Genomic DNA, 24,362 nt, shown 5'->3' with positions numbered 1-24,362 from the left:
TTAACTAATTAATTTTGATCAAACCACTGGTATAAAGCGTTATAGCGCTATCAAGAATATCGAGAATTGTCTGTAAAGGCAAGTCTTCCAATGGATTAAAACGCATAATTTTCATACGTGATCGCTCATCCTGAATTAATCCGGGATGAGCGATTTTGTTTCCTTCAACTATCCCCAAATAAGGTAGGTCAGTTTTCTTTTCAACCCAGAGATAACAGAACATCTTGCCTTTATAGCAGAAAAATGGCATCCTGTATTTCCAGGCTTCCGAAATATTTCTATCTCTATCCAAAATAATTTGCCTGAGTGCAACAAGGCAGCTTTTGGCAGGTTCCTGTTTTTGGAGATAAAAGTTGTCAATTTCTTTCATCCGTCATTTTAAAATTTCTTTTACATCAAGTTGCTGGATCAATGCAGGATTTTCGGGAGTTAATGTAAAATAGACATCGATAACTCCGTTTTCTCCCTCAATCTGAAAGTTTCCGCGAAGCTGATTTTGTGGTTTAAGTTCAGTTACGTTTTTCACTTTTCCTATTTTAGTAAATAGTGCTTGTGTAGCTTTTTTTCGTAGCTCAACAGAACGGTCCGGGAAAAAATTTACTGCAAAAATATTGCTTGTTTCAGCATTCGACCAATCAGGTAATAACTTGACAATTTGATCTTTACGTAATTTCAGAATAGGTGAAACCGGCAGTTCTCTTGGTTTTAAACCGGCTAGTGAAATAAGTGTATCCATCACAGCAAAGTTAGCAGTATTCATGCTGGCATACGTAAGATTTCCGTTGGCAATCACTCCGATTCCATATTCGGGCATAATCCACCATTGGCTGCCAAAACCAGGCAAACCTCCTGTGTGACCTGTGAAAATACGATCCTGGCAGTCTCTGCTCGTTCTTAGCCCGTATCCGTAGCTGCTTACCAAAGAACATTCTCTTCCGTTTGGATACTTAAATTTTGCATTCAGATTGTTGAAAGTCCACGGCTGCTGCATTTCCCTGACAGAACTTCTCTTGATCGGGCCGGTTTCTTTATCGTTTTTTGCAGGCCATGCAGACAAATGAAAAGCCATATATTTTCCAAAATCTTCTATCGAAGTTAGTATCCCACCCATCGCGCCATACGTTCCGTCGTGCAGCAAAACTTCTTCTTTCCATTTACCTTCTTCCCAGCGATAGCCATGTGCCAGCAACTCAGCCGGAGCTTTGGTATATTCCCAAATCGTATGGTCCATACCAAGTGGTTTAAAAATATTTTCGTTAATGTATTGCTGATAAGGCATTTTGGTGATATTTCCTATTATCTTGCCCAGCATCCCAAAGCCCAGATTACTATATTCATATTGCACACCGGGAACGTTGGAATCTGAAATTCCGCTTTTAATCAGAGCCAGAAGTTCTTCATCTTTTCCATCAAGCTGGCGATCGCCCCAGGGATTATCCTCCGGAAAACCAGCTGAGTGGGTCATCAGGTTCCTAATTGTTATGGCAGGCGCATCGGAGGTAAGAAGCGGCATTGTTTTAAGCTCAGGAATGTAAAGGTAGGCAGGGTCGTCCAAACGTAATTTGCCTTCATCCCGAAGTTTCAGAATGGCCATTGTTGTCACACTTTTGCTCATTGAGGCAATTCTGAAAAGCGATTTTCCCGAGGCTTTTGTTTTATTGGCAAGATCGGTGTAGCCATATCCGCCAGAGTAAATTACCTGGTCGTCAGCGACAATGCCAAAGGCCATACCCGGATAATTATTCTTCTCGGCGTATTCCTTATAAATTTTTTCCAGTGTTGGTATCGCTGCTTTTATTTTAGCAATACGATCCGGATCGGTAAATACTGGTGGCTGATAAGTTTTGTAGGATGAGGCAGGTGCAGCCTCTTTCAAATTTTGCTTTTGCTGACTGTAACAAAAGTGAGCAAATAGCAGCGGAGATAAAGCCAGGAAAATTTTTTTCATGAGACAGTAATTGAGTAAAAATTTCTTCGTGAAGATAAGCCAATACACAAGTTGTGTAATCTTTTTACCAGAAGAAATTTCTCAATTTGTGTCAATCACGAGCCAGACTCATAAATATTTGGTTACTTTCCGGATCAAGATGGATCTCATAGGTATATTTACCACTTTCCAGCTTGTGTTCGCCAGTGTAATCTATCGGCTGAATAATATAGGGTTCGCCGTTAATATTAAGTTTTACGAAACTGTAACGATAAGCGAAATCAAAAGTCTTGTAGTCAGATAATTGGCTATCAGCAACTGTGCCGAATTTATTTATTCCACCACTTGTATTCACCTCAATATCGTCATATGGCAGTAAACTTGCATTCCTGATTCTTATCTGAACCTGGCTTTGCGCTTCAATGTCATTGCTAAGCTCTTTGTCTTTTGAACAACTTAGTTGCAGAAATACTATCCCAACAAAAAGGCATAATAGTAGTTTTTTCATAACGGCTGGATGGTTTACCGTGTTAATTAAAAAATCATTCCAGTATCTACCGAATAATTTCGTGGTTCTTAAACAACGCTTCGAAGAGGGTTTTTGTTTTTTTTCTTAGAAATAATTTATTAATCGTTAAAGTCAAAATATAACAAAAACGGTCGGGGTAGACCCAACCGTTTGATAAACAGACCTTATATTTTAGTTAAATTTTCAGCTTAAAAACGAATTCCCCATAACCAGACTCAATTTCCACACGTTGAAGTATACCAGATCTGTATGTGTAAGTCATGATATCTCCATCGGGTAGGGTAGTTTCATATACCGATGTAGCTATTTCTTTAAACTTTAAAAAAGTCTGAAAAACCTCTGAGAAGATTTCACTTTTCTGAACCGGTTCGTTAAAGTAAAGCCAGGTTACGGTCGCAGGAATATTACTTTTGAATTTTACGATATCATCCTTATCTTTTTTTAATTCGTAATGATTATCAGTAAAATGAGTTGTAGCAGCTAATTTCTTCTTTTTGTTAACAAAGCGCTGTACCTGAGCCTCTTTTAACTGAGCATTTGAAAAAAGATTTGTTGTATTGGACTGAATTTTAAAAGTGAGAAGCATATTGATATTCATCTCGCTGTCGGTGGCATAAAACTGTCCCTGAGGTTGTGCCTGGGAAGTTGCCTTTAAAAATCCAACTTCCTTTCCCCTCCATATCACAGAATAATTTCTATACTGCTGACCATTAGCTTCCACAGCCATAAAACAGATTAATACGATTAAAAGCTGTTTAAAAGCGGTCGAGGTAAATGGACTGTTCGTTCTAAAAATCATAATGCTCAGGCTGAAAAGATAATATTTTAAACGGGAACAACTGGTATTTATTCTAATGGGAAGGTGCAATTTGTATGCCAAAGAGAAAAACAAGCTTTTTTGAAAAGCTATTTTACAAATAAAGAAGTCAACTTCTAAAAGCTGACTTCTTTATTACCTGCTTTAAATCAAATGTTTATAAGCTTTTCCCCTGAATTCTAAAAGCATTCAAAATCGCGAGTAGAGCTACACCGACATCAGCGAAAACTGCTTCCCAAAGTGTAGCAATTCCACCGGCTCCAAGTATCATCACCACAACTTTGATACCCATTGCCAATATAATATTTTGATAAACAATGGATTTGGTGATTTTTCCAACTTTGATCGCTGAAACTATTTTTGACGGCTGGTCATTCTGTATCACAATATCCGCAGTTTCAATAGCTGCATCAGATCCAAGGCCACCCATTGCAATTCCTACGTCTGCCAAGGCAATTACAGGCGCATCATTCACACCGTCACCTACAAAAGCAATATGTTTTCCCTGATCTTTTAATTCCTGAACGAGCCTCACTTTATCTTCCGGAAGTAAATCACCATAACTTTTATCGATCTCTAGGGAAGAGGCAATTTGTAAAGTTATCGCCTGTTTGTCTCCTGAAAGCATAATGGTTTGGATGCCCAATGCTTTAAGGTCTTTTATTGTTTGAAGGGAATCTTCCTTAATCTCATCTGCAATGGTAAGGTAGCCGGCGTAAGTATTATCAACGGCAACAACGACGATAGTTTCTACAATTTTTTCTAGTTCCTCGGGAAAACTGACATTGAATTTTTTCATCAATTTTGTGTTGCCGCAAAATATCAGCTTGTCTCCCACTTTTCCTTTCAACCCAAGTCCGGAGATTTCTTCAACATCAGTAGGTTTTGTCAAAGGTTTGTCACCGGCATACTGTACAACTGCTTTGGCAACAGGATGGGTTGAGTAATTTTCCAATGAAGCAGCCAGATTGACGAAGTCGTGTTTGTCAATAGCAGTTTCAACTTTTTGTACTTTAAAAACTCCTTTGGTAAGTGTTCCTGTTTTATCCGAAACCAGCGTGTCAATACCTGTAACGACATCGAGAAAATTCGAGCCTTTGACAAGGATTCCGTTTCTTGAAGCTAGTCCGATTCCTCCGAAATAACCCAGCGGAATTGAAATTGTTAAAGCGCAAGGACAGGCAATTACGAGAAATACCATTCCACGGTAAAGCCACTGCTGAAAGTCATAATGACTGACAAAAATCAAAGGAACCAGGATAATCAGCAATGCAAGCCCAAATACGATTGGCGTATATATCTTGGCCAATCGGCTCACCATCAGCTGTGTTGGAGCTTTTCTGGCAGTGGCATCCTGAACCATTTCAAGAATTTTCGAAAGCTTTGAATCCTTGAAAAGTGCGCGTACTTCAATCTCAACCGTCTTTTCAGTATTGATCATACCGGCAAGAATCGGTTCATCTTTCGATTTTTCACCAGGTTTTGATTCGCCTGTCAACGCGGCCGTATTAAATACACCGGAATCTGAAAGTAGAACGCCATCCAGGGCCACTTTCTCACCGGCTTTTACAAGGATGGTTTCACCAATCTGAACTTCCTGCGGCGACAGAACCAAATCTTTATTATCCCGGATTACCGTAACAGCATCCGGCCGGATATCAAGAAGTGCTTTTATTGAACGTTTTGATTTACTAACAGCAAGATCCTGAATCAGTTCTCCGATTTCATAAAATATCATTACCGCAACGCCCTCACTAAACTGGCCGATGTAAAAAGCGCCAAGCGTAGCAATTGTCATCAACGTAAATTCATTAAAGAGATCACCTCTTTTAACCCTGCGAAAGGCAAGAGCGATCGTCTTGTAACCTGCCAGCAAATAGGCTGAAAGCATTAAAGCGATTTCAGCGTACTTATTAATTTCTATTTTTAAACCATAAGTAACGATGAGAAAAACAGCCAGAATTGTCAAACTCAGCCAAAGTGGCCAGCGTCCAAGTAACAGATCAGTATTTTCTCCGCTTCCATGGTCATGATCGTGGTCATGACCATCATCATCATCGTGATCATGACCTTCGTGACTATGCTCATGCGATTTATGATTGTGAGAAGGCGCCACATCATGAGCACAACATTCCTTTTCACTATGAATATGTTTTGTATGTGTTTCGTTTTTCATGAGTCGGAAACAAAAGCAAAAGAACTTTTACATTCTTTTGAATTCATTTTAAGTATGAATTTCAGGAAATTATTATATGCAAATATACTTCTTAAACACGTGCAACAGGGTGTCAAGTACTGTAAATCAGATAGTTGCACCATTGTTGCAGCGATATAATTTTCCTTCAATATTCCGTAAAAATTTAATTTTGAGAACGTTAGATATTAAAGTTTCAACATTTCATGCCTTAAACCCTGATAATATTTTCAAATTTTAGCTCATATTTTCTACCAGTCTTCCCAGCTTTTGAAGACTTTTTTCAATTTCCTCGTTGTACGGCGTACCAAAACTTATCCGAATGTAATTGGTAAACCGGGCATCTGTGCTGAAAATTTGCCCCGGGGCGATGCTTATATTATGTTTCATTGCTTGTTGAAACAAATCAAATCCATTCACTTTTTTATTCATTTCAATCCATAAAACATAACCTCCCAGTGGTCTGCTGACTTTTGTCTCTTTCGGAAAATATTCAGAAATAGCCTGGGTATAACGCAAACATTGTGTGTGAAGCGCCTTTCTCATTTTTCGCATATGCAAATCATAACGGCCGGTTTCAAAGAAAAGTCCGATCGCCGCCTGCGTGGGTGTGGCCGAGGATACAGAATGTGTCAATTTTAGACTGATCACTTTATCAATAAATTTACCCGGAATGCACCAACCAACCCGGTATCCCGGAGCCAATGTTTTTGAAACTGATGAGCATAGCATCACAAGTCCTTCTTTATCAAAACTTTTACATGTTTTAGGCCTTGTTTTGCCAAAATACATTTCACCATAGATGTCATCTTCAATAAGCGGAATCTGTCTTTTTGCAAGAAGTTGTACAAGTTGTTTTTTACGATGATCCGGCATGAATACCCCTAACGGATTAGAGAAATTTGTTACAAAGAGGCAGGCTTTTACTGGAATTTTTTCTATTGCTTTTTCGAGATATTCTATATCAGTTCCCGTCTGCGGATCCGTCGGTATTTCGAGGACTTTTAAGCCCAGACTCTGCATTACATTGAAAATACCAAAATAGGTTGGGCTGTCAATGGCAACCGTATCTCCCGGTTCTGTAACTGCTTTCAGGCAAAAAACAAGCGCTTCCATACATCCCTGAGTTGTTACAACGTCATTTCCCGTAATGTTTCCATTCCAGTTGAAAGCGTATTTCGCAATCTGTTTTCTTAACATTACATTTCCCTGAATTTCTTCATAGCCAGTACAGCTATTGGAGCTTTTTCTGATGGCTTCCATCATAACCTTGGACAATTTTGCCAATGGAATCAGGTCATCCGAAGGTACCGCCTGCGAAAGTTTTACTACTCCTTCCTGATTCATGGTTTTATAAACCATCCTCAGCATTTCATCTACACCGACATTTACAAAATCAGTTTCGGTTTGAGGGCTATCAGGAGTTTTCGGAATTTTGGCAGGATTATACCGCACAAAATAACCGGACTTTGTCCTTGCTTCAATAAAACCCTTATTTTCCAATTCGATATAGGCCTTGAAAGCAGTACTGATACTAATACCCTGTTCTCTGCTTAATGCCCGAACAGACAAGAGCTTGTCGCCTGTTTTTAGTATATTGTTTTCGATCTGGGTTTCGAAACGTTCTGCTATCTGGGTATATAGAAATTCTTCCTTTGATATAGTGATGTCCAATTTGATTGCCCGTTTGAAAATTGTCAATAATGAATCTGTTATGCTTGTAATTTAAAAAACTGAATCTGTTTTTCGGCGCAAAAAAACAAGAATTTTGTAAAATCACTATGAAAGAAAAAATATGAACAAGGAAGATTACATTTTTCTGTATCAAAGAGATCTCAAAAAGTTAAAAGCAGAAATTATTGCTTACAGTGATGAAGATTCATTATGGATAAAAATTCCAGGAACGTTGAACTCTGGTGGAAATTTATGTCAGCATCTGATCGGGAATCTCCGGACTTACATCGGTTTGGAACTGGGTCATTTTCCATACATACGCGACCGGGAAGCAGAATTCTCTTCGAGATTATTTTCCCAATCACAATTAATTAAAGAAGTTGACTATTTATTGGAGATAATACCGGAATCACTGAGTCAAATTTCTGATGAAGCGCTTTCAACTGAATATTCTCAGGAAACATTATCCATTGCTGAGTCGCAGAGTATCGGTTTAGTATTGACTCATCTTTCTATGCATTTAGCCTATCACACAGGCCAGGTTAATTATCACAGAAGAATCTCAAATGAAAAATTGCAATGAAAATAGTTGGTTACAAGCCTGAATATCAGGTCTATTTTAAAGAATTTAATATTAGTTGGCTCGAAGAATATTTCTCGGTCGAGCCATTTGACAATTATGCATTTGAAAATCCGGAAGAGGCGATATTGAAAGACGGAGGCAGAATTATTTTTGCTGAAAACGATGACGAGATTATTGGCACAGTGGCATTGAAATATGCTGAACCGGGAGTTTTTGAAATGGCAAAAATGGCGGTTCGTAAAGATGCCCGGGGTTTAGGCGCGGGAAAATTGCTCTGTACTTCCATTGTGGAAATTGCCAGAAATATGAAGGCAACCAGGCTAATCCTGTATTCCAATAAACAGTTGAAACCGGCAATTGCAATGTATCTTCAAATGGGTTTTACGGAAATTCCCCTTGAACCTGGCTTATACAAAAGGGCGGATATCAAAATGGAGTTAGTCTTTTAGTTAAAATATAAATTGAATTTTTATGATCGACATGAAACAATTTTCCAGCGACTGGATTGAAGACTGGAATGACCATGATTTGGAAAAAATTCTAAGCCATTATTCAGAGGATATAGAATTTTATTCTCCTATTATCAAACAGCTTGGCACCAATGCTGAGGGGGTGATTAAAGATAAAGCTACTTTAAAAGACTATTTCCAAAAGGCACTGGGGCTTTATCCTGATCTTTTTTTCAGTCTGCATGAAGTGCTGGTTGGTACCGAATCTGTAATTCTTTATTATACCAGCGTGAACAATAAGAAATCCGCGGAATTTATGCAGTTTGATAAGGAGGGGAAAATAAATTTTGTCCGTGCGCATTACAATTAAATCAATGAATGAAATTTTAAAAAACGATCTTGACAACTTCGCCTCAATTTTAGATGAAATACAAAAAGACAGTATTTCTTTTTTAAATAATATTAATGAAGTTCCCACAAGTAATACAAATCAGGAAACTGATATTTTTCATCTGCCTGTCACAGGTTTAGGAGCAAGTACCACGCTTGGATTATTTAATGAACATTTTAAAAAGCTGATCGTTTCCAGCGCCGGACCGCGATATTGGGGATACGTAATAGGAGGGGTGACGCCCGCTGCTTTGGCAGGCGACTGGCTCACATCGGTTTTTGATCAAAATACGCAAAGCACACAAGGAAGCGGCGATATTTCTGCGATTGTTGAATTGCAGACAATTAAATTGATGACCGAATTATTTCGATTGCCAGATCATTTTAATGGAGGTTTTGTGTCCGGCGCGACCATGTCTAATTTTACATGTCTGGCGGTGGCCAGACAGTGGGCAGGAAGACTGTTGGATAAAGATATTGCCAGGGAAGGAATGTCAGGTGAAATTGTCGTTCTGGCTGCAACTCCGCATTCATCGGTGATTAAATCACTTTCGATGCTTGGGTTTGGTAGTAACAATATAATCAAAGTGAAGGTTGAGCAGGGCCGTGAGCGTATTGATCTCGAAGATCTTGAACAGAAGTTAATTCAGTTTTCAGGAAAACCGGTAATTCTTAATTGTAGTGCGGGAACTGTAAACACGGTTGATTTTGATGATTTTCAAGCCCTGACTGTTTTGAAAAATAGGTATAATTTCTGGATGCATGTTGACGCTGCCTTTGGTGCATTTGCTGCTTGTTCAGACGATTATATTCATTTGTTAAATGGTTGGGAAAACGCAGATAGTATCACAATCGACTGTCACAAATGGATGAATGTCCCATATGACAGTGCCATTTTCCTGACAAGAAAGGAGTATCAAAAACTTCAAGTTGAAACTTTTCAAAATTCAAATGCACCTTATCTTGGAAATCCGGAAGAGAATTTTTCGTATCTGAATTTCCTGCCTGAAAATTCTCGCAGATTCCGGGCGCTGCCAGCCTGGTTCAGTCTGATGGCTTATGGAAAAGAAGGTTTTAAGTGGATTGTGCAAAATAGTGTTGACTGCGCAGCGCTATTCAAAAATTATCTGGAAACCAGCGAACATTTTGAAGTTTTGGGAAATGTCAATCTTAACGTTGTTTGTTTTGGATTGAAAAACCAAAGTAAAACCTCAGAGTTTCTAAATATTTTGAACCGACGCGGGAAAATTTTTATGACACCAACAATGTTGGATAACAGGCAGTGTATCCGTGCAGCTTTTGTTAATTACAGAACAACAAAGGAAGATATTGATATCGCCATCCAAGAGATGGAGGCCGTTCTTGAAAATTTATAATTCTCCGTAAAAACGCATTTACGAATCAAGTTTTTTCGATAGAAGTATTTCCGCGTACCAGAAATACTTCTATCGACCTGTTAGCCAACCAGTGTTTTAGGTTTCCGGCCAACTTTGGTTTTATTACGGATTTTATCCGGACGAGGCCGAATTTCGGCGTTGTCAAAATAGCGGGTAAGGGCTTCCAGAATAATGTCCTTTTGAGTAAGGCCTTCCCAGTAACCATAATCTTTCATTTTTTCCAAAAGCGCATAATCACAATCGAAAGTGACCTTTGTCGGCACGCCGTTACTTTCGGTCTGGGATGCATTAACTTCAATATCGTCGTTGATGTCAGAGACAATGGGTAGAGGTGCGAAATCAAATTTCCTTTCCTTTGCCATATTTTAATTGTTTATACGTTCGAGAATTTCCTTCGTTAATTTATAATAATCTTCGGCACCATTACTATCCGGAGCGTAATCGAAAATATTTGTACCATTAGCCTGCGCTTCTGATAAAGCAATATTGTCACGAATATAGCTATTCATGAACACGTCACCAAGTTGCTCCTTTGTAGCGCTGATAAGTTCATGACTGATCTTCTTTCTTATTTTTGGATTATACCGTGTTGCGAATACGCCGCCAAGGTTGGTTGTCGGACTGATTTTTTTAATTTCAGCAGAGTAAACCAGAAAGTTTCTAAGACCTTCGTAACTCAAAAATTCAGCTTGCAGAGGCACGTAATACTGATGGCATGATACAAGTGCCATACGCGTATTTCCGTTCAGTGCGGGAGGGCAATCGATGATTACAAAGTCATATTTGTCTTTCACCTTTTCCAATGCGATTTTCAAATTAAAAGGAAAAATCGGAGCCGACTTGATCGTGTCTTCCTTATGACTCATCTCAGCTGAGCCCGGCAGAATATCCACGTCCCCAACCTTCTTTACAATTTCTTCAAACGCATACTCTCCGGTGATAAATGAACCGCTGTCTTTTTTAAGACCACTATGAACAATTCCAAAACTTTTTGTCAAACTGGCCTGTGCATCCAGGTCAATTACAAGCACACGTGCATTAGCAAATTTGGCAAGTCCCGCTGCAATACTTTGTGCGGAAGTAGTTTTTCCAACACCACCTTTGTTGTTGACAATACTGATGATTTTCATTTAAAAGTATTATATGTATTAAAAGTTACAAATGAATGATCTGTCTGATTTGTAAATAAACGGAAAATATTCATAGAACTAATAATATAAAATAATAAGAATTTAAAGACCAATATTAATTAAAAGTATTTATAATATTAAAAGTAAACCAAAATATTTTGTAATTAATTTATAAATGATTGAAGTACAGTTAGCTAAATTTGGTTGTGTAAAATGGAAGTACATAAAAAAACCTCCCTTTGGGGAGGTTTTAAAAACAATATTTTTGAGAATTACTTAAATCTATTTCAAATCATATCACTTCATTGGGAACCGTCACAGGCTGTATTTTGCTTTGTTCCTTTTTAGAGATAAACTGATAAAGATTATACATTAGGAATACAGTTAGAATAACGGCCAGCACTACCACATTTCCCAAGATTCCGTAATTATTGAGATAACCTGTACTGGTCTCAGATACGATCATACCGGCAATAATGGAGGCCACACCACCCGCAATTTGCTGGATTGAAGCGTTAATTCCCATGAATGCACCTCTGTCCTGTGGCTCAGGAACGGCAGTCATCAGAGCACTTGCAGCAATCATCCGTCCACTTATTCCGACAAACAGCAGAATATTGATGACAATGATAATCCAGAATGGCGTGACGCCGAGATTACAGTATATTAGAGTCATCACAGAAGTAATAGAAGATCCGATGATGAACATCTTGAATTTCCCGATCTTATCGCTCAACTTACCCATTACAGGACTGGCGACCAACATGCAGACACCGGTAATCATATATAGGTAGGGAAGCTGTTTAATGTCAATTCCCAAATTATGAACACCATAGGCACTGCCAAAAGGCATTAACATAAAACCTCCTGTTGCTAATAAAGTGGTGGCAGCGAAGGCACGGAGGTAATTAAACTGAGCAAAAATGGAAGTTAAATGTTTGAATGCGTTTCCGGTTTTTTGAAGTTTGAGGTGCTCATCGATCGGTTTCATATAAATGAAAACAGATAAAGCAACTGCGATGCTAAGTCCGACGATCATTAAAAACGGCGCATGCCAGTTGTATGTATTTGCCAAAAACAACCCCAAAGGAATACCCAAAACCTGGCTGCTGGCGAAGGCCATCTGAACAAATCCCATCACGCGTCCACGAACCTGAATTGCAAAAAGATCCGTAATGATTGCGAAACTTATGGAGCTCATAACGCCTCCAAATATGCCCGTCACCACTCTCGCCATTAACAAAAATTCATAGTTTGGCGATATGCCGCAGAGGAATGTGCCAACGATAAATCCGGTATAAAAAAACAGCAAAAGATTCTTTCTGTCGAACTTGTCGGCGAAGCCTGCAGCCAGTAATCCGGCAGCTCCCGCACTGAACGCATAGGCTGAAACGACCAGTGCAAATTGCGATGTGGAGATCGAAAGTTCTTTCAATAAAATGGCTCCCAAAGGTGAGAGAACCATAAAGTCAAGGATAACCGTAAATTGCACTATGGCAAGAATAGCGATTACAAATTTCTGGTATTTGGTAAAGGTTTCAGGTTGTTTTTCGGACATATAAATGTGGATTTAGTCAATTAATTCTTCACAGGCATAACCCTCTTTAGTTAATATGGCAATCATTTCCTTGGTATGCGGACCGCTGGATTCTATGCGAAGCACATTGTCGCAATCCGTCAGATCTACATTCCAGCATATAATTTTCTTCTCTGCATTAAGTACAGGTTCTATTTTTTTCATGTCGTTGAAGTGCAGGTTGGTTTTAAAAACAAGCACATACTTATTATCATTGTATTGCGTTTCCATAGCTTCTTTATTTAAAGAGTGAGTCAAGAATTATTTTTAAAAATCAGGTTTACTCAGGAAAACGGATGAAGATCAGAAATACTTTAAATTTAAAATAAAAAATTTCTAAGGTTTTAACGCCTTGATTACCAGCGATAATGTCAAGTTTATTTTCTCCTCATCAAAAATAAAAGGTGGCCTTCCGGGCATACTGGTTTTAGCAATGTGAAACTTTACCAGTTGATACATAGGTCCAAACGCTATCGACCAATAAATTTCGACAGGCAAAGGAATGAGCTCCTTTCTCTCGATGGCTGTATGGACAAATTTGGACATTGCATCAAGAAATCTTCGTTCCATAACAGACCGGTCAACCAGCGGGGAATGTTTGAACTGCTCCATGAAAGTCATGCTGTGTTGATTTTCCATGCAATATTTCATCCGATTGAGCCACTGAACTTTTAAACCTTCGTCAAAATGAGATTCCGGATCAAAGTTAACGAGTGTTGCTTCCGCCATCTTTCGACTTTCCTCCGTAAAAAGCTGTTGAAGAAGACTTTCTCTGTCCTTGAAATAAATGTAAATCGTGGCTACCGAAACGCCGGAAGCCTTAGCCAGCTTATGCATACTTAGTCCGTCAAAGCCTTGACTGACAATCATTTCAATCGCCTTTTGTTTTATTATAATTTCTTTATTTGCATCTCTTGTTCTCATAAGTGATACAAATATAAATGAACGTTCGTTAATTTATAAATTATTTTTAAATTTATTTTTGACTGATGGGTTGAAATTCAGATAGATAGCAGCTTATTGAAGTAGCTAGTAGGTGACAAGTTGTTTAAGATGATGTTCAAGATGGTCAACGTAATCTGTAATGTAGAAGTGAAGCGGTAATTTTTGACCATCTTTCCCTGCACCAAAACGTTGAAGGTTATCAGCAGAGATGATTTTTATAATTTCGAGAAGATGTTGATTGTAAATTTTCCAAAACTGGATTATATGGGAAGTACTCAGATTTTGGTAATTATTATGTTGACACCATTCATTTTGATCATAAAAGATGATTGGCTCATTTTCAAACTGAATTCTGATAAACCGCTGGTGATTGTTTGTTGCGCTGTCAATCAGATGACCGAGTATTTCCTTTTTGCTCCATTGAGTGGGAGAGGCTTTGAAAGAAAATTCTGTTTTCGGAATTTTGTCAAGCAAATCAGGAATGGTTTGAAGAAGATATCTTAATCTTTCTGAGGCTTGTATAACTGTTTCCATTTATAAATCGGTTATGACAAAATTCTCTACTACTTTTTTATTATAACCTTTATATCCTCCCTGAAAGTCCCGACCGGAAATAGCGATGAAATCGGCCATTCTTTGCGAGTTCAGTTGTGACAATAAGAAATCATAATCTCCATCATACTTTATAAAATAGCCTGAATAAACAGTGCAATCAGGATTTTCATACAGTACAAAATTGGGATAACGGTTCATAGGAGAAAAAATAATCTTTTTCCCAAAGGAAGAATCCAACCCTTGGGCACGCCCAAGCGCATACCAGGCAACGGGATTTGGTTTTCCGTTATCCCGTTTTAATAGATCTTTTTTGATACCGAGAAGATATTTGTATGCTTTGGGATAATCCTTTTCCAAAACCTCTTCACGGATAATTTTGTGCTTCCCATTATGATCTTTCTCGTAAGGAAAAATTATAAATTCATTAATGGGATCAGACGAAGTTTTTAGCTTTGAGCCTTTTATAATAGGCTTTACAAGGGTATTTTCAAGCCAGAAAACATGACCATTTTTATTGATGCACTGCACTAAATCTTCTTTTTTCTTTAAAATTGAAAATAGAAATAAGCTATCAGAAAGTGTAGTAAGTCCAACTGAAATCTGGCAAATTTCACCCAGGTTTTTCCCTTTTGTGATCAGAGGTTTTTCAACTGATAAGTGCCATTGATTATGCTTATCAAGTTCAGAAAATGATATTTCCCGTTTTTGGTAACTCAAATCATAGTCACTCAATTCATAACAAAAAGTATCCAGTTGGTGTTTTCCAAAAATAGTAATGGCGGCGTACGTACCAGTGTTGCCAAAAATACGAACCGATCTGTAATTAGTAATTTGCCTTAAATTCTGATTTTCCTTGAAATAGGACCGGAGTGGTTTTCCCGTTTCTGAGCTCAAAAAAGAATTTGGTGTAATAAATCCGCAAATGCCATTTTCAGTTAAAAGTCTGGATGCCAGCTGAAAAAATGCAACATACGCATCCGTAGAACCTGACTGACAAAAGGAATATGACTTTTGAATAAACTGTCTTTGTTTTGCTGAAAGATTTTGAATTCGGATATAAGGTGGATTTCCAACAATCAGGTCAAACTTTTGGCTTCCGTCAATTTGCTGCAATGCATCAAGATTTTTTAGCTTCCAGTCAATTTTTAAATCCAATGGAGCTATCAGTTCTTCAAGATTTTGCAAACATATCTTTATAGCTTCTGGATCAATATCCCAGCCATGTATGTTTTCAAGATTTTGTTTTAAATCTTCTTTTGGAGAATTTTCAATAATGTAGCGAGCTATCGGGACTAAGAAACGTCCATCGCCACAGGCAGGATCAAGGATAGAATTTTTACTAAAATTAAGCTGATGAAATCCGGTATTGTCAAGAATTTTTTCAACAATGAACGAAGGCGTGTAGATTTGTCCAAGCAGTTTTTTCTTCTCGTAAGTGCGCGTCTGTGAAGCCATTATTTTGGAAAACCTTTCTCTTTTTGCTCCATTTCTTCGGATGAAATATAATTAATCCATCCAAATATACATATATTTTATTTACCTCAAATGACATATACGAAACCCTGGCAGTCCTCGAACAAACTCGGTGATCACAGGCGATTCGATATCTTTCAATAAAATTTCATATGTATCCTCATAAAAAGTAAACGAGCTGTTGTCTTGCCGGACTCGGTCTGTCCCTTTTAAAAACAACGTTCCTACTTCTCCATTTAGTAATGCCTGTTTATCAATGAAACCGAGAAGAGAAGCGACAGTTCCTTCACTTTCTGTTTGATGAAAGGAAATACAGAAATAATGGGAAGTTTTTGAATTGGGTTTTCGCAATTGAAACGCGGGAATATTCAGGACATAATCTCCTGCAAGATTTCCCGTTTTTCTCTTCATTGATTTAATGTCCAATGAAAAAGTATATTCTTCGGAAGTGATCAGAAAATCTTGTCCCCAATCCTGGCCATCAATAGCTCCAAAAGATTTTGCCGGTCTGGGTAAATGATAAGTATCGGCAAAAACAATTTCGCCTAAACTTCCGGTGTAACGCATGATCCTGGTTTGGGAAAAGCGCTCATTTTGATTATCCCAAATATTGGCAATTTTATGATGACGAAGGGAATGTTCAACCAGCTGGCGGGCATATTTCTTCTGCTCGTCACTTACTGAGATTTGTATGTATGATGATTGGCTTAAAACATTTTGCTCCATGCAAATCTGATGAGCAGTAAAGTTCCGACAAAACCTATGACGATATAGGCAAAAGGTACATAAGTGAAGGCTACTAAATGAAGGCGGTCGAAAAACCACATCACGCCTATTAAAGCCGCAATGAGCGTAAGAAATCCGGACAACTTACCAAAACCCGGAATAAGTGAAAATGGAATTTTTTGTTTGATGATCATCAAAGTCAAAGCCATTGAGATGATGGGCAAGAATTGTAAAACGATATTCGCCTGCCAAACGCTTTGCCGTTCAAACAGGAAAAGATAGATATTTAGTGTGACGGCAAAAATGCCTGGGATGCAAACCGCATAGACCAGAACCGAATAAACCAATCCCCAAAATTTAACATCACGACTTCCGGTAGCAACTTGCCCGACCACCCAGGCAATACCGGGTAACAGGATAAAATATAAAGCAACGGGCCAATAATTTTTAGAAACCTGATCGAATAAATCGTGAAGCGTCATTTTTGTCTAAGTAAAAAGGGAAAAATACGGAAGCATAATCGCTTCGTACTTTTCCCTCATTTCATATTTTTATTACAATGTCAAAAGGAAACCGATAGTAAAGTTTGCATCCCAGTCAAACACAAATTCTTCACAACCTGTCGCGTCTGCCACTGCTTTATAAATATTTACACCCGCTTTTGATTTTGCATTGGTCAACTTTGCATAACCTGATGGTGCGCTCAAAACGGTATAACGTTCCTTTCCTTTACGCACTTCCTTCGCCATTTCAAATGGAACACCACCAATGATAAATGCCGTTTTTCTCAAATCAGAAGGGATTTGTTTTGCTTTTGCATTTACTTCATCATAAACTTTTTTATCATCAGTACCATCCTGAAAATATTTTGCTCCGTAAGATTCAACGGATTTTATACCTGCTCCGGCAATCCATGAAATCTTGGTATTTCCTGAACCAATATCCACAACAAAAGCTTTGTTAGCATATCCGGCCGGTAAAACGGATTTTAATCCCAACTGACCTTCCTGTTCCGGAGTCACCTGATTTACCACATAACCAAGCGATTTTAGTGCACTCGTAATTTTTGTAGTTACCTCGGCTTTTGCCGCACCAGAACTTACTACAAAGTGGATATCTTTTTTACCAACCCCGTAATCAAGCATTGTACTGATGTATTTTTTCAAACCGATTCTTACATCTTCATCCGTTGCCATGTTTTCAGTTACAAGACTATTTCCGAATTCTGATTTTTCGAGTTTCCAGCGTTTTTGACTGTCAACTTTGATAATGAATGAATTAAACCCACTGGCACCAAGTTCAACCACACCTTTCAATTTTCCATCAACAGGTTCCGGAGATGTATATTCAAAAGATTTCGCAGGTGCATCAGATGCCGGATTTTCGTTTGTTGCATTATCACTGGCTTCACTGCTTTCGCTTGTTAAAGCAGTCGTATCAACTTCTGATTTTTGTTCTTTTGCCACTTTTTCAAGGGCTTGCTGGCCGCCAAAATATTTATAGCCAACAAATATGGCTGCTATAACCAGTGCTGTAATTAATAGTCTTCCGGCAACAGTTAGTCTTTTCATTGTTTGTTAAAAGTAAATTGAAAAATGTAATTGTAATAAGCAGTTTAGTCCAGTAACCCGCGATAGCTCGAATCTTTTGGAGGATCGATAGAACGTGACGGCTGATTTGGCGTATCAAGTTGTATCAATTTGAAATCTCCTTTGTTATAAGCTTCCAGCATCGCCTGACCCTTGTCCGATAAAAGTCCGTTCTGAACATCTACACCATTGATAAAATCCATTGAAAGATCCATAGCGCGTTTCATTTCGCCAAGTTTCAGGCTCATATCGTCCTGAATATATTCCATGGATTCATCAAAATAAAACTTTTTGTCAGGATTTCCTTTGAAAATACTAACTGCGGTACGCAGCGCATTCGAACTTTCTTTGACAATTCGGTACTCTGCTTCTTTAAGTTTTACTTTAATTTCAGTTTCCTTGATAATATAATCCGCGCTCTTGTTCACTTTTTCCATGAATTCAAGAATCGTTTTCATATTACGCTGCAAGGGAAACAATTTCTCGTTCATTTCCTGTAAACCTGCACCTTCAATTGTTGCCAGTGAAGCTGTTTCTTTCATTCCGGGACGATCAGTCATTTGGCTGGCCTTGTTGGCTTCGGCAAATTTCTGCTTGATCTCTTCGTTATTCTCGGTAATTTTTCTGTTCAGTTTTACCAGTTGTCCAGCCAGGATATTGATCTGGCCCTGCATTTTTTCACGCTTTTCTTTCAAATCATCAATGTAAATCTTCATGATTGCAATCGGATCCAGTTTGATGATCAGGCCGGTGATATTTCGCATCAAGGTCTTGAAAAGAAAAAAGACTGCAGTGCGGACGTCCTTACTTGTAAATAGAAAAACCACTACTGCAAGCAAGGCAAGTAAAAAGCCAAGGTATAACGTATTCTGGGTGACTTCAATTAAAAATGCAGCCAGTTTGTTCCAGTAATATAAACCCGCTGCGCCTGCTGCGCCAAGAAAAAGCAGAGAAGTAATCCCCTCGGGCTTGCTCCAATAAGATCGCTTGGAAACATCTTCCTGCGAGCCGCCGATTTGAGTAAAGTCTGGTGATGCCATGGTTGAAGGTCCTGATTATTTTAAGTATTGATTGATTTTACTGAGATCTGAATTTATTTGCGACACAAAACTTTGGTATGTTACTTCAAAGCTGTCTTTGTTTGCATTGATTTTGGCACTTTGTTCGGAGATCTCACCCGAAATTTGTCCCAAACGGTTTTTATTTTCGTCTATCTTTTTTTGAAGATTTGCAATCTCCTGAATATAAGCATTATTATTGTCTTCCAGTTTTTTTAGTTCATCATTCAGCGAGCCAACTCTTTCTTTTATAGCACGTTCCACATCTTTCAAAAAAGATTCGCGGTCTTTGCCAAGGATAGAAAGATACTGATCAGCAGAAGTTTTCAGGATAGAATGATCTGTAATTCCTCCCATCGCTTTGAAACTTGCCCAGGCAGCCTGAAACTGTTTTTCTTCGCCTAGTCCCAAACCTTCCATACTTCTCAAAGCCTGTTTGTATTCAAAATAATCAGGCCCGGGCAGATTTGCTTTTTCAAGCAGTTCAACAAAATGCTGGACAAATTTCCGGTCGACTTCCGCCGTGCCGGCTGCATTTTGTACGGTAGGGGCGGGTGCAGGTTTTGGCTGTTCAACCGGTGTTGAGGCGGTTGGTGTCGCCGCAATATTCGCACTTCCCGTCGCCGCAACTTGTGTAGGCTCTGTACTTTCCTTGATAAAAAAGCTCAGTATTTTCTTACCGATACCAGGTTCAGAATCTGCCATGTTTTTAGTAATTGTTTAAATTTGAGTCTTAAAAAGATAAGCGCAAACAGCGGTAATTCACTGTTTTACTGCTTTCTTATGTCAATATTACTAAAATTCATGTGATTTATGCATGCAGGATAGTTACAAATGGTAGCGGGGATTGATGACCGAATTTTTTACGTGATGAATTTTTTTTGATAACTGAAATTTCAAGCTTTTGAAAGGATTTCTAAACGGAATCGAAATTATTCTATTAACCCTGTTCAGGACTTAAACCATTTCCCAAAAGATTCCTCATAACTCGATCCAATAGGAATTTCTTCACCTGCGAGATTTATAATTTTATTCCTGACATTTTCAATACGCCTAAAAGGAATAATGAAAGAGCGGTGCACACGAATAAATTCCTGTTCTGGAAGTTTTTGCAGTATCGCTTTCATCGTCATTCGCACGACCAGCGGTTTGGTATTTTCAATATGGATTTTTAAATAATCGTCGAGTCCTTCGATAAAAAGGATATCCGAAAAAGCGATTTTATGGAGACTGTAATCTGCACGAACCAGCAGAAATTTGGCGGCAGGGTTTTCAATAGGGTTTTTAAAGTGATAGAAATCTTTCGCCTTGTTGGCTGCTTGCTGAAATCTTTCAAAGGTGAAAGGTTTCAAAAGATAATCCACCGCATTGAGATTAAATCCTTCAACAGCATGTTCGGCATAGGCAGTCGTGAAAATCACCATAGCTTCATGCGGGATGGCCTGATAAAAATCCAATCCGGACATGGACGGCATATTAATGTCCAGAAAGATTAAATTCACCGGGAAATTTTCAAGATAAGTCATTGCATCATCTGTCCGGCTGAAAGTTTTTTGCAAATCGATAAAATCAATTCTGCTGCAAAAATTGGAGATTATCCGCAATGCCGGTGGTTCGTCGTCAAGTGCAATGGCCTGGATCATGAAAGTGTGAGTTTTAAATCGATAACAAAATTTTCAGTACTGTCCTGAATTTCCAACTGATATTTAGAGGGATAAAGCAACTGCAAACGGGTTTTTGTATTATTTATTCCAATACCGCCCGACGATTCCTCCGTATGATTTATCCTGACTTTATTATTACAAACATGAAGAACAAGGTCATCACTTTGCATCGTAATTGATATTTTTATTAAAGATTGCTGTTCAGGATTGACGCCATATTTGAATGCATTTTCAATAAAGGAAATCAGTATAAGAGGTGCAATCTGCTTGTTTGCAAAATTACCCGAAACCTGAAAATTTATCAAAACGGTGTCATCTAATCTGAATTTTTGAAGAGAAACATAATTTTTGATATACTCAATTTCTTTATTTAACGGCACCAAACTTTCAGTCGCGTCGCGGATAACATAACGCATTAATGAAGAAAGCATCACGACCGCGTCAGCGGTCCGGTCAGATTTTTCGATAGCGAGCGAATAAATACTATTCAATGTATTGAATAAAAAATGCGGATTGATTTGTGCTTTTAAATACGATAATTCTGTATGAAGCTTTTCCTGTTCTGACCGTTTCAATCGGTCATTAATCTTTAAGGCAAAAGATACTACCAGCCCGACGAGGAAAAGAAATAATGTCTGACTATTGTCAAATGCTCCGGGTGGTTTGTCAAATTTTATAGCATGCGGTGGGCGATGAGGAAAAGGTCGTGGATTTCCCGGCTGTTTATCAAGTGTATATATGAAAAACAGGATGGCAAGGAAACTGCCCAGAATAAAAGCAGCGTAGAAAATATATTTTTTGTTGAAATAAAACCGGGGTATTAAATAGTAATAATTCGCATAAAAAAATGTCAGCATCAGCAGATAGGAAACGAAAATTGTTCTTTCATGTGCGTTCCGTTCAAATTCTGCAAATCCGGGAAAACCTGTCGGAGCAAAAATATAAGGCAAGGCCAGAAAGGCCGAAATCAGAAAAACATGTATGAAAAATTGAGCTCCCGAACGTTTCATATAAATCAATTTCCTGAAATTTACGAAACCGGATGTTTACTAAAAAACCTTTGCGGTATTTGGCCGGAATGTGTCGGTATTTCTGGTGATTTGAATTGATATCCTTAATTTCACATTTATAAATAGTGGAAATTTCTGCGTTCCGTAGGAAATTGATTTAATATTCTAATCCCTTTTGTTATGCTCAAATTAGGTTTTAATAGTGCCATATTAGCTGATTTTGGTTTTGATCATGTGGTTAAGTTTGCTGGCAACCACGGATTTTCATGTATAGAAATGATGTGCTGGCCAGCCGGGAATGCGGACAGTCGCCGTTATGCCGGTGTTACCCATATTGACGTAAATTCATTGACTGATCAAAAAGTTGCGGAAATACATTTTGCATTGAAAGAAGCGCAGGTTTTCATTTCTGCCCTGGGTTATTATCCCAATCCCATGGATCCAGATCCGGTTAAATCTGAATTTTATCTTGAACATATCAAACAGGTAATCCGCGGAGCTGCAAAACTTAGTATTCCTGTGGTTACTACATTCATAGGCCGTGATCCGTCAAAAAGTATCAAAGAAAACCTGAAAACTTTTGCTGACGTCTGGCCGGCGGTTGTAAAAGTGGCTGAGGAAAATAATGTGAAACTGGCGATTGAAAACTGCCCGATGTTTTTCACGGATGATGAATGGCCGGGAGGTAAAAATCTTGCGATCAGTCCTGCTGTTTGGGACAGAATGTTTGAAATAATTCCAAGCCCTATTTTTGGTCTGAATTATGATCCTTCTCACATGATCTGGCAAATGATGGATGAGATAAAACCGATTTATGGGTACAAAGATCGCCTGCATCATGTACATTTGAAGGATGCCAAACTTTATAAGGACAAGCTTGATAAAGTAGGAATTATGGCAAACCCGCTGGAATATCATTCGCCAAAGTTACCGGGACTTGGTGATGTTAACTGGCGTGGTTTCTTCGGTGCACTTACCGATGTGCGTTACCGTGGACCTGTGGTTATCGAAGTGGAAGATAAGGCGTATGAAGGAAATATTGAAGATGTACAAAGTGCAATTCTTACGAGCAGAAATTACGTAAAGCAATTTTTTGCCTGATAGTTGAGAAGATATTTTTACAAGAACAGGGCTGAACAAATTTTGGTTAGCCCTGTTCCTTTTTATTTCGATTCATTTTCAATTCTTTAACTTATAAATCCGAACTCCTTCAATATTTTCTATTAGTGAATAGTATTTATTAATATACTCCCTTATCTGCGGGATATTGTAGTGAGGAGAAAGAATTTTGGCAAATGTAGAATAACCCTCGGGCTGTGTGACGTCTATAAAAACGGACGGTTTGTTTTTCCTAATATCATGTAAAAAGTCGATGGTCCAGTAAGGTATTAATCTTGATTTTAGTGCAAAATGAAAACTATGCGCATCCCTATATCCCATGGGACGCTGAGCGCGTACATACAACTGATCACGCCACCCCCAGACAACAACGGGCTCACCAGACCTGGAATTTCTTCTAATGCTTGCAATGATTTTTTGATCCAGATCAGAGTGGTCTGCCAGTAAGTTTTTTTCTTTATTCAGTAAATTTTTTCCAGCTATGAATGCGCTGCTTATTATAAAGAAGATCAGGCAATATTTTTGGATCTTCGTAGGAGAAAGTGCAATGATAATTCCAGTGAAAAGGGTTACCGGCACCCACAAATACAATTTATAGTGGGCAAAAGAATTTCCGGATTGTAAAACGGCATATAAACTAACAAAAATATAGAGCAGGGAAAAGAAGAATATTTGCTTTTGTCGGGCAGTTGTGGGCTGACGTTTGACAACATTGGCGATAATCCCGACTATTGCGACGATCGTTATCGATAAATAATACCATTTCGAATCATCATAAAAATATATGAATCTGAAAATTCTTACCAGATTGAAACGATCGCTAATCGGGACGTCGGAGAACTGGGTTGTGTAAGCATAATAGAAATAATTCCAAAAGTAATTATTCCAAAAAATCATCAAACTTCCCTTTGAATAATAATAGAGATTGATGAAAATTGTAAGTATAAGAGCGCCAGAAATTAGAATCAGCGCACTTTTATAACGTTTTTTGACCAGTACTTCAATAAAAAGCGCTATTGAGATGAAAATCCCCATGGGGACATTCTGAAATTTCACGTAAACGAGACTTCCCATGGCAAATCCGAAAAATAAAATTCCCCAGCTGCTTTTCCACTGATCATAGCTATAAGTAAGATATGCATAAGTACAGGCGGTAAGTAAAAGAACACTAAGCTGCTCTGAATTGTAAGCGGTATAATCGGAGACAAAAGTGGTTCCAATAAGCAGGCAAAAGCCCCAGATGAGAATCAGACTAACTTGTTTTGATAGAAAGAAATCAAAAATTTTGTAAAGAAGGAAGGTCGTCGTTAACCAGAATACTAATCCAACACATTCTGAAACGATATAACCGACATTGATACCAAGCTTTGAGACAAAAATTAGCGGAAGGACAGTCAACGGTCGGGAATCCGTATAATTGAGTAATGTCCATATCCATTCCGGATAATGATTTACCGTATAAACTGCACTAAGCCAGGTACTTGTATCGATATTTGACTCTGCTTCTTCCATATACAGGAAGCGTATAACAAAAGTTATTACCAGAAATGCAAGGAC

26 protein-coding genes are annotated in these 24,362 nt (G+C 38.3%); 5 read left to right on the top strand and 21 right to left on the bottom strand.

Annotated elements, in window-relative coordinates; all coding sequences use genetic code 11:
* Positions 1-4: 4 nt before the first annotated feature.
* The 6 genes from IEE83_RS14025 to IEE83_RS14000 all read right to left on the bottom strand — a co-directional run bounded on the left by IEE83_RS14025 (position 5) and on the right by IEE83_RS14000 (position 7,141).
* Positions 5-370 (bottom strand): DUF1801 domain-containing protein, encoded by a 366-nt coding sequence (locus IEE83_RS14025; RefSeq protein WP_194121175.1) that lies wholly within the window; start codon positions 368-370, stop codon positions 5-7.
* Positions 371-373: 3 nt separating this feature from the next.
* Positions 374-1,948, bottom strand: coding sequence for a serine hydrolase domain-containing protein (locus tag IEE83_RS14020; protein ID WP_194121174.1), 1,575 nt, complete (start codon positions 1,946-1,948; stop codon positions 374-376).
* A 91-nt stretch (positions 1,949-2,039) separates the two neighbouring features.
* A complete protein-coding gene (locus IEE83_RS14015) occupies positions 2,040-2,435 on the bottom strand; it encodes a hypothetical protein (protein ID WP_194121173.1) in 396 nt (131 codons plus the stop codon).
* A 196-nt stretch (positions 2,436-2,631) separates the two neighbouring features.
* Complete coding sequence (locus tag IEE83_RS14010; RefSeq protein WP_194121172.1) at positions 2,632-3,255, bottom strand: DUF6134 family protein; 624 nt, start codon at positions 3,253-3,255, stop codon at positions 2,632-2,634.
* A gap of 175 nt (positions 3,256-3,430) precedes the next feature.
* The gene (locus IEE83_RS14005; protein ID WP_194121171.1) at positions 3,431-5,449 is read right to left on the bottom strand and encodes a heavy metal translocating P-type ATPase; all 2,019 of its coding nucleotides are present in this window, start codon (positions 5,447-5,449) and stop codon (positions 3,431-3,433) included.
* A 255-nt stretch (positions 5,450-5,704) separates the two neighbouring features.
* On the bottom strand, positions 5,705-7,141 hold the full coding sequence (locus IEE83_RS14000) for an aminotransferase-like domain-containing protein (protein ID WP_194121170.1): 1,437 nt from the start codon (positions 7,139-7,141) through the stop codon (positions 5,705-5,707).
* Positions 7,142-7,262: 121 nt separating this feature from the next.
* Between IEE83_RS14000 and IEE83_RS13995 the strand changes: the two genes are divergently transcribed.
* From IEE83_RS13995 to IEE83_RS13980, 4 genes are read left to right on the top strand one after another with little or no spacing between them, the layout of a single operon-like run.
* Positions 7,263-7,724 (top strand): DUF1572 family protein, encoded by a 462-nt coding sequence (locus IEE83_RS13995; RefSeq protein ID WP_194121169.1) that lies wholly within the window; start codon positions 7,263-7,265, stop codon positions 7,722-7,724.
* On the top strand, positions 7,721-8,173 hold the full coding sequence (locus IEE83_RS13990) for a GNAT family N-acetyltransferase (protein ID WP_194121168.1): 453 nt from the start codon (positions 7,721-7,723) through the stop codon (positions 8,171-8,173). The genes IEE83_RS13995 and IEE83_RS13990 overlap by 4 nt, the downstream gene beginning before the upstream one ends.
* Before the next feature lie 31 nt (positions 8,174-8,204).
* Entirely contained in the window at positions 8,205-8,543 is a 339-nt protein-coding gene (locus tag IEE83_RS13985) for a nuclear transport factor 2 family protein (protein WP_228101809.1), read from the top strand.
* Between the two features lie 4 nt (positions 8,544-8,547).
* On the top strand, positions 8,548-9,939 hold the full coding sequence (locus IEE83_RS13980) for a pyridoxal phosphate-dependent decarboxylase family protein (RefSeq protein ID WP_194121166.1): 1,392 nt from the start codon (positions 8,548-8,550) through the stop codon (positions 9,937-9,939).
* An 80-nt stretch (positions 9,940-10,019) separates the two neighbouring features.
* On the opposite strand, the gene IEE83_RS13975 is transcribed toward IEE83_RS13980, so the two are convergent.
* From IEE83_RS13975 to IEE83_RS13910, 14 genes are all read right to left on the bottom strand, one after another.
* Positions 10,020-10,322, bottom strand: coding sequence for a hypothetical protein (locus IEE83_RS13975; protein WP_194121165.1), 303 nt, complete (start codon positions 10,320-10,322; stop codon positions 10,020-10,022).
* Between the two features lie 3 nt (positions 10,323-10,325).
* A complete protein-coding gene (locus tag IEE83_RS13970) occupies positions 10,326-11,090 on the bottom strand; it encodes a ParA family protein (RefSeq protein WP_194121164.1) in 765 nt (254 codons plus the stop codon).
* A gap of 292 nt (positions 11,091-11,382) precedes the next feature.
* Positions 11,383-12,648, bottom strand: a complete 1,266-nt coding sequence (locus tag IEE83_RS13965; protein ID WP_194121163.1) for an MFS transporter — start codon at positions 12,646-12,648, stop codon at positions 11,383-11,385.
* Positions 12,649-12,660: 12 nt separating this feature from the next.
* Positions 12,661-12,897 (bottom strand): hypothetical protein, encoded by a 237-nt coding sequence (locus IEE83_RS13960; RefSeq protein ID WP_194121162.1) that lies wholly within the window; start codon positions 12,895-12,897, stop codon positions 12,661-12,663.
* Positions 12,898-13,002: 105 nt separating this feature from the next.
* Positions 13,003-13,590, bottom strand: coding sequence for a TetR/AcrR family transcriptional regulator (locus IEE83_RS13955; protein WP_228101808.1), 588 nt, complete (start codon positions 13,588-13,590; stop codon positions 13,003-13,005).
* A gap of 105 nt (positions 13,591-13,695) precedes the next feature.
* Complete coding sequence (locus tag IEE83_RS13950) at positions 13,696-14,145, bottom strand: DinB family protein (RefSeq protein WP_194121161.1); 450 nt, start codon at positions 14,143-14,145, stop codon at positions 13,696-13,698.
* Positions 14,146-15,621, bottom strand: coding sequence for an HsdM family class I SAM-dependent methyltransferase (locus tag IEE83_RS13945; RefSeq protein ID WP_194121160.1), 1,476 nt, complete (start codon positions 15,619-15,621; stop codon positions 14,146-14,148).
* Between the two features lie 81 nt (positions 15,622-15,702).
* Complete coding sequence (locus IEE83_RS13940) at positions 15,703-16,365, bottom strand: hypothetical protein (RefSeq protein ID WP_194121159.1); 663 nt, start codon at positions 16,363-16,365, stop codon at positions 15,703-15,705.
* Positions 16,347-16,847 (bottom strand): hypothetical protein, encoded by a 501-nt coding sequence (locus tag IEE83_RS13935; protein ID WP_194121158.1) that lies wholly within the window; start codon positions 16,845-16,847, stop codon positions 16,347-16,349. Before IEE83_RS13935 ends, IEE83_RS13940 begins: the two co-directional genes overlap by 19 nt.
* A gap of 72 nt (positions 16,848-16,919) precedes the next feature.
* The gene (locus IEE83_RS13930) at positions 16,920-17,936 is read right to left on the bottom strand and encodes an acetate and sugar kinases/Hsc70/actin family protein (RefSeq protein WP_194121157.1); all 1,017 of its coding nucleotides are present in this window, start codon (positions 17,934-17,936) and stop codon (positions 16,920-16,922) included.
* Between the two features lie 44 nt (positions 17,937-17,980).
* Positions 17,981-18,994, bottom strand: coding sequence for a hypothetical protein (locus IEE83_RS13925; protein WP_194121156.1), 1,014 nt, complete (start codon positions 18,992-18,994; stop codon positions 17,981-17,983).
* Between the two features lie 15 nt (positions 18,995-19,009).
* Positions 19,010-19,717, bottom strand: coding sequence for a hypothetical protein (locus IEE83_RS13920; RefSeq protein ID WP_194121155.1), 708 nt, complete (start codon positions 19,715-19,717; stop codon positions 19,010-19,012).
* Positions 19,718-19,962: 245 nt separating this feature from the next.
* Entirely contained in the window at positions 19,963-20,655 is a 693-nt protein-coding gene (locus IEE83_RS13915; RefSeq protein WP_194121154.1) for a LytR/AlgR family response regulator transcription factor, read from the bottom strand.
* On the bottom strand, positions 20,652-21,686 hold the full coding sequence (locus tag IEE83_RS13910) for a sensor histidine kinase (RefSeq protein ID WP_194121153.1): 1,035 nt from the start codon (positions 21,684-21,686) through the stop codon (positions 20,652-20,654). Before IEE83_RS13910 ends, IEE83_RS13915 begins: the two co-directional genes overlap by 4 nt.
* A gap of 180 nt (positions 21,687-21,866) precedes the next feature.
* On the opposite strand from IEE83_RS13910, the gene IEE83_RS13905 reads away from it, so the two are divergent.
* Complete coding sequence (locus tag IEE83_RS13905) at positions 21,867-22,787, top strand: sugar phosphate isomerase/epimerase family protein (RefSeq protein ID WP_194121152.1); 921 nt, start codon at positions 21,867-21,869, stop codon at positions 22,785-22,787.
* 78 nt (positions 22,788-22,865) lie between these two features.
* On the opposite strand, the gene IEE83_RS13900 is transcribed toward IEE83_RS13905, so the two are convergent.
* Complete coding sequence (locus IEE83_RS13900; protein ID WP_194121151.1) at positions 22,866-24,317, bottom strand: hypothetical protein; 1,452 nt, start codon at positions 24,315-24,317, stop codon at positions 22,866-22,868.
* Positions 24,318-24,362: the final 45 nt, after the last annotated feature.

Source organism: Dyadobacter subterraneus (genome assembly GCF_015221875.1).
GTDB lineage: Bacteria > Bacteroidota > Bacteroidia > Cytophagales > Spirosomataceae > Dyadobacter > Dyadobacter subterraneus.
This window is presented reverse-complemented; position numbering and strand designations above follow the sequence as displayed.